Below are 11,021 nucleotides of genomic sequence, written 5' to 3' on the forward strand. Positions count from 1 at the left end.
ATTATGTCAAACTTTGAAACAATCATAAAAAAAATTGAAAATAATACTGAAGTTGTCGGAATTATAGGACTTGGGTATGTTGGTTTGCCGCTTGCTGTGTCTTTTGCAAAAAAAGATGTACTGGTTTTAGGTTTTGAAAAAAGTCCTAAAAAAGTAGAAGCAGTGAATGCCGGAAAAAATTACATCGGTGATATAAAAGATGAAGATTTAAGCCGCGTAGTAAAAGACACAAAAAAACTTTCTGCAACAACCGATTTTTCCCGCATTAAAGAATGTGATGCGGTTATTATCTGTGTGCCAACACCGCTCGACCATTTTAAAAAGCCCGATATGAAGTTTATTGAACAATCTTGTATCGATATCGGTAAAAATATGAAAGCAGGTACTTTTATTTCGCTTGAAAGCACTACCTATCCGACGACAACTGAAGATTTTATGAAGCCAATTATAGAAAGGGAATCGGGATTGAAAGAAGGAAAAGATTTTTGGCTTTGTTTTAGCCCCGAACGGGTTGATCCGGGCAATAAAGATTATAAGACCGATAATACTCCGAAAGTAGTCGGTGCTTTAGGTGAAGATGCGCAGAAAATAGCTATTGCGCTCTACAGCAAAGCAATTCAACATCTCTATCCTGTATCAAGCCCCCGTGTAGCCGAAATGGTAAAAATATTGGAAAATACCTATCGGCTTATCAATATTTCGCTCATCAATGAACTGGCTCTTTTGGCTGGTAAAATGGATATCAATATTTGGGAAGTCATCGATGCCGCAAAGTCCAAGCCCTATGGTTTCCAAGCCTTTTATCCCGGTCCTGGAATCGGCGGTCACTGTATTCCGCTTGATCCGTTCTACCTTGAACATATAGCAAAAGGGTTTAACTTCGATCTAACGATGATAAATACTGCCGGTAATATTAATAATCAAATGCCGCATAAAATGATGAATAAGATTATGTATGCTCTTAATCGTAAACAAAAAGCAATGAACGGGGCAACGATTTTATTTCTTGGTGTTGCCTATAAGCCGGATATCGATGATCCGCGCGAAAGTCCTGCCTTGCTTGTTATGGAAGAATGTGCTAAAAAGCGGGCGAATGTTCTGTATCATGATCCGTATATTCCCGAATGCATTGACGATCATGGAAAACAATGGGTTGGTACCGATCTAACTGATGAATTATTGTCTAAGGTAGACTGTGTTGTATTTACAACGAATCATTCATGTTTTGATATTGAACACATTGTAGAGAAATCAAGTTTGATAGTCGATTTACGCAATGCGGTAAAAACTGTCCACATTGAAGATGGAAAGGTATTTAAACTGTAATGAAAGAAAAAATTTTAGTTATGTTGAGTACTCATGTGTTGGGAGATAATCGAATAACAAAATACCAGGATTTTTTTCTAGAACATGGTGTATGTAAAGTATTAAATATACATTTTTTAAATAAAACCTACAAAAATACAGATAAAGAGATAGTATTTTCAATTAGTGGAAATAAATTAAGAAAACGGATGGATATTTTATGTCGGCGAGGTAAGATAATTAATGATCTTGGAAAGTTGATACCAGAAGACATTGAGCCTATCTTTATGATTCATGATCCAATTTTATTGATTCTTGTCGCAAAACTTAAATTGAAATGGGGAAAAGCGATAAAAGTTATTTATGATCGTCATGAATATTATGAAACACTAAAAACACTCCGAATTTTTCCTGAATTTTTTTTATATGAAAAACTTTTTATCAATTCTATTGATTTTTTAATATGCGTGAATAAAGAACATAGATTGAAAACTTGTTCTATATTTAGAAAAATTGATATAAACAATTCCTGTATAGTTCATAATTATCCTACTTCAGGAGCCTATATTTCTGCATCTGATTTGCTGGAGCTAAAAGGCCAGATTCCTTTCATTTCTTATGTTGGATCTTTGAATTGGCATGCTGACAGAGATGTTGAACTCATGATTGATTGTGTCAAAGCGCTTGAAGCCGCAAATATAAAATATGCTTGTGTATTTGCGGGGACTACATCCGATGACAGACTTATAAAAATACTACGTACTTTGCAGGAGTCGACTAACAATCGATTCCAATATTTAGGAACTGTTTCACGTGATGTTGCAGTCAAAGTGACTGCTAAGTCCCATATTGGCTTTTATTTTTTTAATAATTCATGTATCCTCCCTTGTTCTCCAAATAAAATTTTTGAATATATTTATTATGGAGTCATACCGTTTGCCCGATATACTCCTTCAGATGATTTAACGATGTATAATGGAAATATCTATGATTTCACTATTGATAGGAATCAAATTATTCAAGATTTTGTTAGCTTAGTGTCAGATAGAGAACTGGTAAATAAAAAAGTTAATCATATAATAAAACAAGGCTGTCCATTTTTATGGGAAAATGATATGGAAATTTTACAAGCATTTTTAGCTAAATAGTTTGAATAATTAGATTGATATATTAATAATGAATTGACGGGTTTAAATAGATAGTATGCTATTCTATGGTTTTTTCTTAATAGGATTACTTTTTTTCTTTTTATTTTCACGAGTTGATAAGAAAATATTAAAATTATCTGTCTTATGTTTAGGTGTACTATTAGTTGTGATTGCAGGCTTCCGATATGGAATAGGAACCGATTATTATACGTATGAATATATATATAATAATATAGAGAACACCTCGTATATAGAACCTGGTTATAGATATGTAAATATTGTATTGAAATATCTTGGCTGTTCGTATGAACTAAGTGTTTTATTCTTTGCGCTGATCACTAATTTACTGTTACTATATTTTATAAAACAATATTCAATCGATTTTGTGTTTTCAGTTGTTTTATATGTTGCTTTTAACTACTATTTTATATCGTTTAATGCTGTTCGGCAAATGCTTGGTATTGCTATTTTTTTTATAGGTATTCAATTTGCGCTGAGAAAAAAATATGTACGCTTTTTTTTTATAACTGCTTTTGCGGCACTGTTTCATTATAGTGTATTTATTGGCGTATTATATCCAATATTTCAAATCAATAAAAAAAGAATGTATATAATGATATGGCTTGCTTCTATTCCCTTTATTATTTTACCAATTCAAGGTGTTGTCACAAAATTAATACCAGCATCATTTCATTACGCTAGCTATTTTACTTCTTCTTTTTTTACCGAAACATCTAGCGCTGCTGTTTTTAAACTTATTGTTCCTAATGTATTCGTTGTATTAGCCTTTTATTATATCTCGGCTTTTAATAACGCGACAGAAAAATTTTGGCTGCACTTATTTGTTTTTTCGACCGCATTTGCAAATATTGCACACGGTGTTAATGTTTTGATAAGATTGAATTATGTTTTTCAGATTACTGAAATAATATTTTATCCTCTGTTTATTTATAAAGTTCAAAAAATTGAAAAGCCGGTTGTAACATGGTTATTCTTTGGATATTTTGTTTTATTTTATGTTTTTACTGTTGTGATACAAGGAGCTCAAGGCGTAGTTCCTTATCGATCAATTTTTTTTGTCTGAGGTCGTTGTGAATATGCATAATGTTTTATTGTCAATTGTGATACCTGCATTTAATGCTGCAAAGTTTCTTGACGCAACTTTGACTATGCTAGTTGAACAGAATCTTGAGGACTGTGAAGTTATTATTATAAATGATGGCTCTACTGATAATACTGAATTTATTTGTAAAGAATTTGTGAGCAAATATACAGGAATCTCATATATTACTCAAAATAACGAAGGCGTTTCTGTTGCCAGAAATAGGGGGATGGGATTAGCTAAAGGTCAATATATCTATTTTCTAGATTCTGATGATATCCTTACAGAAGGAACCCTTTCTTTTTTTAAACATATTATTTTACAACATCCGACTACAAAAATGTTCTCATTTGGGTATATAATGAAAAGAGGAGATGTTCTTGTTAAAAAATATATTTCTAATGAGTTTGATGATGTTCTGCTTACACCTGTGATATTACAGGAAAGTTTTTTTTCGAAAAAACTTTCCTGTAATATATGCAGTTGTATATATGACAGGTTTTTTTTGGAAAGCCATGCGATCTCATTTACTAAAGGTGTCAAAATCGGTGAGGATGTGGAATTTATTATAAAAACTATAAATAAGACAGATTCATTTTATTATTCGAAAAGAATCTGTTTTATATATCAATTACGCGATAATTCTGCTATGCAGGGATATAAAATATATACGCCGGATCGTATGAAATCTTTTGAAATTATTCGGAATGCTGTTCTTTCTACTAGTATTGCTGATAATAAGCTTACCCCTCTGTTAAATTTTTTTATTGCAAATCTGTATGTTTCTAATCTTGTTGCATATTTGTTTAGTTCCGGAGATAAAAATAGTGAGATTGAAACATTTTTTCTTTTAAATAAAAAATATATATATTATCCTGTGCAAGGGAGAATTTTAAATTTAATTGCTATTTATCTTGTGCGGTGTGTTCCATTAAAACTTTTGTTTAAAGTTTTTAAATATTCTTAGTATTTTTGATAGGATTATTAGTTATGTTCTTATCTGTTTTAATGTCCGTTTATTATAAAGAAAAAACGCAGTATCTTGATGAATGTATGAAAAGTTTATCTATGCAGACTCGTCCAGCAGAAGAGATTGTATGTGTGAAAGACGGGAGTCTTACGCCTGAGTTGGATGCCATTTTAGAAAAATGGAAAGAAAGATTGCCACTTAAAATTATCGGATATGAGCAAAATAAAGGACTTGCATATGCTTTAAACTTTGGACTGCAACACTGTGCCGGTGAGTTGATTGCTAGAATGGACTCAGATGATATAGCTTGCACTGATAGGTTTTATCGACAGATGATTTTCATGGGAAAAAATCCGAATGTTGTGCTGTCTTCAGGGTATGTTAAAGAATTTTATGATGATCCTAATGAGAATGGCCGCATTAAAAAAGTACCTACCGGTTATACAAATATAAGGCGCTATGCTCATTTCCGTAATCCATTTAATCATATGGCTGTTTGTTTCAGAAAGAAAATAGTCATTGGTCTGCAAGGATATGCAGATATTCATTTTTTTGAAGATTATGATTTATGGATTCGTATTCTGCAACATGGATATGCTGTAGATAATATTCCGGAAGTACTTGTATATGCAAGGATTGGTAATGATATGATAGGGCGGCGGCATGGATTGTACTATGCAAGGGATGAGCTGCTTTTTCTAAAAAAACATTTAAATAGTGGTTTCTTTTCAAAATGTGAGTATTTGAAATTACTTGTTGTTAGAGTTTTCCCTAGAGTGTTGCCGAAAAAAATCTTTACATATATTTATAAAATATTACGTAAATAAAATATGAGCAATGTTTTATTTATGGGAGAGGTTAATAATGATTATAGCAATAATAGGCGGTTCCGGCTTTATCGGAACAAGATTGGCTCGGCGGCTCTTAGCTGGCGGACATACAATTAAAATACTTGATAAGCAGGATAGCAAGTATTATCCTGAATTGCAGACTTTTGCAGATGTTAGAGATATTGATTCCCTAAAGCAAGGGTTAAACTCCAATATCGAGTGTGTCATCAATTTGGCGGCTGAACATCGCGATGATGTTCAGCCTAAAAGTTTATATGATGAAGTCAATGTTGATGGTGCCGAAAATGTATGTAAAGTGTGTTCGGAACATGGTATCAAAAAAATTATCTTTACAAGTTCTGTTGCCGTATATGGTTTTGCGCCTTTAAATACAAATGAGACGGGGGAGATAAATTATTTTAATGATTACGGAAGAACAAAATGGTTGGCGGAGGGAAAGTATCGTGCATGGTTGAATTCCGATACGAATAATTCGCTTACGATTATTCGCCCTACTGTTGTTTTTGGTGAACAGAACAGAGGCAATGTATATAATCTTCTACGGCAAATTAGTTCCGGTTTTTTTCCCTTTATCGGTGATGGAAATAACAGAAAATCTATGGCGTATGTTGAAAATATTGCTGCTTTTATTGAATTTTCTCTTGCTAATGCTTCCGGGGAACACTTATTTAACTATATAGATAAGCCGGATTTTAATATGAATACTCTTACCAAAGAGGTGTATAGTATACTGGGGAAGTCGCATCATAAAATTTTTCATTGGCCGTATTGGTTAGGGTATTTTGGGGGACTTTGTTTTGATCTTCTTGCCAAAATAACCGGAAAGAAATTAGCAATTAGTTCTATCCGGGTAAAAAAATTTTGTGCAAATACGCTTTTTGATTCAATTAGTATTCAAAAGACTGGTTTTAAACCTCCGGTTTCATTGAAAGATGGTTTATATAATACGGTTAAATACGAATTTATTGATAAGGTTCAAGGACATTATTTTTATAGTGAATAACTTCAATACCCCCGTAACTAACGTCATTCAAAAAAGGACTAAGGAGATCGTAGTGGAACATGATATAAATAACGATAGTGATGAAATATCTTTGCTGGATTTAGCCGTTGTATTGTGGCGATGGAAATGGCTGATTATTGGTTTAACCTGCATGATTTCGGTGGCTGTTTTTACCTATGTTCTTATTGGTAAAAAAATGGAGCCGGAAAAATCCTTTATGCCGGATGTATATACAAGCATAGCCTTTATGCGAATAGAAAACAACAGTAGTGCTTCCGGTGGTGCTTTAGCTTCTTTCTTACAACAAAGTAATTTAGGCAATTTAGCGGGGTTGGGGGGCAGCAGTGGAAATACTACACAGCAGTTGGCGCTCTATATTGCCGGCAGTAATGCGTTCCTCGATACTATTGCCCAAGAATTGCATATTGCCGAAAAATATAAAGTTAACAAGTTCATCAAAACCGAAACTCGGAAGATCGTAAAAGGTTTACTCAAGGCAAAACTGGACGATAAAAGCAGAATATTCTCATTAGCTGCTACCCACATCGATCCTGAGTTTGCACAACAAGCGGTCTTGGCTGCTGTTGACTATTATGAAAAACGCTTCACAGAGCTGGGACTTGATACAAAAGTGCGCACGAAAGAGAATTTAGAGAAAAGTTTGAAGCAATCATTTGATGAAATAAAACGTTTAGAGCAGAAAGCCGGCGATTTGGAAAATAAAATAGCTCAATCGGGTGGTATGCGAGGTTCGGCTCTTGCAATAGAACAAATTAAGCGTGAAATTTCTGTTCAAGAAAGAGTATACGGGCAGTTAAAAGCTCAATATGAACTTTTGAAAATAGAAATTGAGGCTGAAACTCCGGTTTTTCAAATATTGGATATGCCTGAAGTACCTGAAAAAAAATCTGGTCCGTCGCGAGCAAAAATATGCATCATTGCCTTTGCCGCAGGCCTCTTCTTATCAATCTTTCTTGCTTTCCTTTTGAATGCTGTGCAGGAGATATATCGCGACCCTAAAGTGCAGACAAAGTTCTTACGGAAAAAGGACAAGCATCATGAAGCATAAGCTATTTCTAACGATAATTCTATTCTTTACAGCTACCGTATCCTTATTGTGCGCAGCTTCAAATTCTGATGCAGAAGTAGAGGCAAAACGACTTGCTCAACAAGCAATGGCGAATCCCGATTATCGGGTTTTGCCGGGGGATATATATCAACTTGGATATACGATTGGGCAAACGCCTGTGAGTTATCAGATTGTTGTGGATTCAAGCGGCATTATCCGTGTTTCTAATTTAGGTTCGGTAAATACAAACGGCAAGACCTTTATAACTGTTAAAAAGCAGGTTGAAACACTTGTTTCACAAAACTATCCGCTCAGTGTTGTTCAGTTTGTACTTACTGCTCCCAGTACTTTTACTGTAACGGTGAGGGGAGAAGTGAGTAAAACAACAGAAGTAAAAGCATGGGGGCTGATGCGGGCATCTCAAGCTATTACCGGCTTATTAACGGATTTTGCTTCAAGTCGTTATCTCTCTATTACGGGACGTTCAGGAAAAACAATTGAGTATGATCTTTTCCAGGCAATACGATTTGGCGATCTTTCCCAAGACCCATATTTATCACCCGGTGATGTTATTACGATTCCGCGTATAAAGCGGCGTGTTACTCTTTCCGGAGCTGTCGAGCGTCCCGGAACGTATGAATTGGCTGAAACAGAAACAATTACCGATCTTATTACCGTTTACGGCAGTGGATATACCGCCGGAGCCAATAGAACACAGGTTAAAATAACCCGTACAACAAACACAGAAGACGGAAGTACAAAGTTTGATTCTTTTTTTGTTGCGCTCAGTGAGCAATCAGGTGGAAGTGAACCTCTACGGCATTTAGACAAAGTATATATTGATACTCAAAAAACGCTTCGTCCGTTTGTGTATCTTGACATTCCGCTCGATGTTGAAACTCGACGTACAATTTTAGCAGATGGTCAAAAAAGTAATACAATTGGTATTCCTTCAAGCCAAACTGATGCAAGTACAATAAATAAAGATGGTGATCTTAAAATTGTTGCTACGACTATTCCTATTCCTTTTAATGAAGGTGACGATCTTATTTCAATCGTTCGCGAGCGGTTGCCGATATTCACTAAACCGTGGGTTGATGTTACAGGAGCATATATCTTTCGGCAAGGAAAACAGATACCGATAAATTTAAGTCCGCTGTTATTCGATCAATCCTATCATGCAGTTATTCCAATTGAGGCAGAAGACCGGCTGATTGTTCCGGAGATTAAACAAACCGTAACAGTGAACGGTGCTGTAACAAGTCCTGGCGCATATCCGTATACCCCCGGCCGTAAAGTTGACTTTTATATTGCGTTAGCGGGAGGTTTTGACTATCAGCGGAATTCCGGCGGAGCTGTCGTGATTAGAGATGTGTATGGTAAAAAACTTGACAAGGATGCGATTATCGGGCCGAATACGATTATTACGGCAAAAAGCAATGCCTTTATGTATAATTTCAATATCTATGTACCGCTGATTACGGTAACAGCAACGATTTTAACGATAATTACTTCTATCATTACCCTAACGAGGCGATAAATTTTTTATTATTTCTTTAGAGTGTTTCATCTTTTTTGAGGCAGCCGCATTAAACATATCCCGTGCGGTTGCCCGGATTTCTATTATCCCTCCTCTTTAAAAATCCCACAAAATAGTATATGCTTTCTTCATGAACAATGCAAAAACCGACGGAGATTTTCTCTTTGCGCTTGATTATATATTGAATAAAGCGAATCTACGCGAGATTGACGCATTTGCCGCAGCGGTTGAACGCCGGCAAGGTCAGCTTCAGGGAGCGATAAACGGCAGCATCCCATTTACTCCGGAAGAAGCAGCCAAGAAAATGTCGGAATCGATCTACGCTTCTATTGATGCGAGTATGGATGGTGTCCGGCATACTTTTCGGGATTATGCCGCCGATATCTTGCAAAAAGAAGCACCGGAACTTTCTAAGGAACAGATTGCCGGTCTGGTCGATTCATGGATTCCGCAATCGAGCGGGACAGGCGGTAAAAACCGCCGTGCTTCCTTGGTAAAGAACGGTTCGGTGCAGGGTATTCCTGCCGATCTTTTGTACGAAATGGTTATACAGTTTGTTTCCTATAGTTTGGGAGAAATGCCGGTTGAAACACAGCGCAACCTTACTGCTGCAATGCATGATTGGACGGGCTCTTATTGGCGGCGCTTCCCGACCGGAATAAAACAAGAAATAAAAGCTTTTTTGAACGGAGAGACAACATCCGGTGAGTTTCAAGGTCATCTACGTGATATGTTAAGGTTAGCATAAGGAGATTTACATGCAGGAAAACGAGCAGCCGTTCGAGGCGTGGACCGGATATTATAAAATAGAATATCTTGATGAAGAACCAAAAGTGACGGAAAAAGAGCTCTTTGATACGGTATTTGCCAAGTTGGAAAAAATACAAAAGCAAGCGATACTGGAAAAAATTAAAAGATCAGAAGCTCTGCTTATAAGTATGGAAGAGGAATTGGATATATTTTTAGCACAAAGGTAATAAGCGTCTGTGTTTTAAGTTTTTTTTCTCATAGGGTAAGCAATAGCGTATAGCAGATGTCCAGATTTCAATTCGAAGGAAGATATATGACTTTTATCTATTATCCTAAATGCACGACATGCATGAAAGCAAAAAAATGGCTTGATGATCATCATATTGATTATATTGAACGACACATCAAAGAAGAAAATCCGTCTGCAATTGAATTACAGACCTGGCATCGGCAGAGTGGAGTACCGCTGAAAAAATTTTTTAACACAAGCGGATTACTGTATAAAAGTTTACAACTTAAAGATAAACTTCCCAGTATGACCGATGATGAAATGTATAGTATCTTGGCATCGGACGGTATGCTTGTAAAAAGACCGCTTATTATTACGCAAAATAAAATTCTTATCGGCTTTAAAGAAAAAGAATGGGAAGAAAGTTTGTTATAAGAAGATGTGTTATTAATTTTTGTGACAAAGCAAATGTATGGAGAAATATTGTCTTTTAGGAATTTAATTATCTCAATTTATTCCATTTTTATCTCACCTCATTTCGCTGGCTTGATTTGCTGAAAATATTCCAATTTAGTCAAATATACAATCTTTATTCTTTTCGACATATTCTTGTAAATATTCACACAAAGATGGATAAAAAGCTCCATATTTCATGTCTGTTTCTACAAAATCATCTTTTCCCCCTTCTTCAAGAGCCTTTATATAATTATTGGCAATTTCTTCGTTACTGATTTCAATTAATGCTTCTTTTAATTCTGTCGGATTTATAAGTGGATAGTGATCTTTGTATAAACTAAATCCCCCATTATTCATTGATGCATCATAGTTAAAACAAATTACTGCTTTTCGTTGTATTGCGGATAATGTTGATAAATTTCTAGAACATACATTGTCAATAAAATTATTCCAACGTTGATCTTTTTCAGTTAATATATAAGAGCTCTTCTCTTTGTTAAATAAATTTAATAATTTCATCTTTTGGAATAGATTGATTTTCGTATTTTGAGGGCACTAGAACTTAGCATTTGACAAGTAAAAGGTACTTCATGTATAA

Annotated in this window: 12 protein-coding genes; 11 read left to right on the forward strand and 1 reads right to left on the reverse strand. The window is 35.1% G+C overall.

Features of this window, described 5'->3' with window-relative positions:
* Window positions 1-3: 3 nt before the first annotated feature.
* The 11 genes from E4N65_RS02000 to E4N65_RS02050 all read left to right on the forward strand — a co-directional run bounded on the left by E4N65_RS02000 (window position 4) and on the right by E4N65_RS02050 (window position 10,402).
* Window positions 4-1,326: a nucleotide sugar dehydrogenase gene (locus E4N65_RS02000; protein ID WP_044013756.1), complete on the forward strand. Its 1,323-nt coding sequence runs from the start codon at window positions 4-6 to the stop codon at window positions 1,324-1,326.
* Window positions 1,326-2,453: a glycosyltransferase family protein gene (locus E4N65_RS02005; RefSeq protein WP_044013754.1), complete on the forward strand. Its 1,128-nt coding sequence runs from the start codon at window positions 1,326-1,328 to the stop codon at window positions 2,451-2,453. Before E4N65_RS02000 ends, E4N65_RS02005 begins: the two co-directional genes overlap by 1 nt.
* Window positions 2,454-2,508: 55 nt before the next feature.
* The gene (locus E4N65_RS02010; protein WP_081984385.1) at window positions 2,509-3,537 is read left to right on the forward strand and encodes an EpsG family protein; all 1,029 of its coding nucleotides are present in this window, start codon (window positions 2,509-2,511) and stop codon (window positions 3,535-3,537) included.
* A gap of 13 nt (window positions 3,538-3,550) precedes the next feature.
* Window positions 3,551-4,522, forward strand: a complete 972-nt coding sequence (locus E4N65_RS02015) for a glycosyltransferase family 2 protein (RefSeq protein ID WP_044016963.1) — start codon at window positions 3,551-3,553, stop codon at window positions 4,520-4,522.
* Between the two features lie 86 nt (window positions 4,523-4,608).
* Complete coding sequence (locus E4N65_RS02020) at window positions 4,609-5,352, forward strand: glycosyltransferase (RefSeq protein ID WP_253673819.1); 744 nt, start codon at window positions 4,609-4,611, stop codon at window positions 5,350-5,352.
* 37 nt (window positions 5,353-5,389) lie between these two features.
* On the forward strand, window positions 5,390-6,379 hold the full coding sequence (locus E4N65_RS02025) for an NAD-dependent epimerase/dehydratase family protein (RefSeq protein ID WP_044013750.1): 990 nt from the start codon (window positions 5,390-5,392) through the stop codon (window positions 6,377-6,379).
* A 52-nt stretch (window positions 6,380-6,431) separates the two neighbouring features.
* The gene (locus E4N65_RS02030; protein ID WP_044013747.1) at window positions 6,432-7,448 is read left to right on the forward strand and encodes a GNVR domain-containing protein; all 1,017 of its coding nucleotides are present in this window, start codon (window positions 6,432-6,434) and stop codon (window positions 7,446-7,448) included.
* A complete protein-coding gene (locus tag E4N65_RS02035) occupies window positions 7,438-8,988 on the forward strand; it encodes an SLBB domain-containing protein (protein ID WP_044013745.1) in 1,551 nt (516 codons plus the stop codon). The genes E4N65_RS02030 and E4N65_RS02035 overlap by 11 nt, the downstream gene beginning before the upstream one ends.
* Window positions 8,989-9,118: 130 nt before the next feature.
* Window positions 9,119-9,736: a hypothetical protein gene (locus E4N65_RS02040; RefSeq protein ID WP_044013743.1), complete on the forward strand. Its 618-nt coding sequence runs from the start codon at window positions 9,119-9,121 to the stop codon at window positions 9,734-9,736.
* A 10-nt stretch (window positions 9,737-9,746) separates the two neighbouring features.
* The gene (locus E4N65_RS02045; protein WP_044013740.1) at window positions 9,747-9,965 is read left to right on the forward strand and encodes a hypothetical protein; all 219 of its coding nucleotides are present in this window, start codon (window positions 9,747-9,749) and stop codon (window positions 9,963-9,965) included.
* Between the two features lie 86 nt (window positions 9,966-10,051).
* Complete coding sequence (locus E4N65_RS02050) at window positions 10,052-10,402, forward strand: arsenate reductase family protein (RefSeq protein ID WP_253673820.1); 351 nt, start codon at window positions 10,052-10,054, stop codon at window positions 10,400-10,402.
* Window positions 10,403-10,537: 135 nt separating this feature from the next.
* Here the strand turns inward: E4N65_RS02050 and E4N65_RS02055 are convergent, their stop codons facing one another.
* Window positions 10,538-10,942 carry a DMP19 family protein gene (locus tag E4N65_RS02055; RefSeq protein WP_253673821.1) on the reverse strand — a complete coding sequence of 135 codons (405 nt, stop codon included), beginning with the start codon at window positions 10,940-10,942 and terminating at the stop codon, window positions 10,538-10,540.
* Window positions 10,943-11,021 lie beyond the last annotated feature (79 nt).

This window comes from Treponema sp. OMZ 855, from assembly GCF_024181145.1.
Lineage (GTDB): Bacteria > Spirochaetota > Spirochaetia > Treponematales > Treponemataceae > Treponema.

What these genes read in the sequence shown, in the direction of transcription:
- E4N65_RS02035 (WP_044013745.1), top strand. Translation starts at nt 7,438, where the DNA reads ATGAAGCATAAGCTATTTCTAACGATAATTCTATTCTTTACAGCTACC.
- E4N65_RS02015 (WP_044016963.1), top strand. Translation starts at nt 3,551, where the DNA reads ATGCATAATGTTTTATTGTCAATTGTGATACCTGCATTTAATGCTGCA.
- E4N65_RS02020 (WP_253673819.1), top strand. Translation starts at nt 4,609, where the DNA reads ATGAAAAGTTTATCTATGCAGACTCGTCCAGCAGAAGAGATTGTATGT.
- E4N65_RS02005 (WP_044013754.1), top strand. Translation starts at nt 1,326, where the DNA reads ATGAAAGAAAAAATTTTAGTTATGTTGAGTACTCATGTGTTGGGAGAT.
- E4N65_RS02040 (WP_044013743.1), top strand. Translation starts at nt 9,119, where the DNA reads ATGAACAATGCAAAAACCGACGGAGATTTTCTCTTTGCGCTTGATTAT.
- E4N65_RS02050 (WP_253673820.1), top strand. Translation starts at nt 10,052, where the DNA reads ATGACTTTTATCTATTATCCTAAATGCACGACATGCATGAAAGCAAAA.
- E4N65_RS02000 (WP_044013756.1), top strand. Translation starts at nt 4, where the DNA reads ATGTCAAACTTTGAAACAATCATAAAAAAAATTGAAAATAATACTGAA.
- E4N65_RS02045 (WP_044013740.1), top strand. Translation starts at nt 9,747, where the DNA reads ATGCAGGAAAACGAGCAGCCGTTCGAGGCGTGGACCGGATATTATAAA.
- E4N65_RS02010 (WP_081984385.1), top strand. Translation starts at nt 2,509, where the DNA reads ATGCTATTCTATGGTTTTTTCTTAATAGGATTACTTTTTTTCTTTTTA.
- E4N65_RS02055 (WP_253673821.1), bottom strand. Translation starts at nt 10,942, where the DNA reads ATGAAATTATTAAATTTATTTAACAAAGAGAAGAGCTCTTATATATTA.
- E4N65_RS02025 (WP_044013750.1), top strand. Translation starts at nt 5,390, where the DNA reads ATGATTATAGCAATAATAGGCGGTTCCGGCTTTATCGGAACAAGATTG.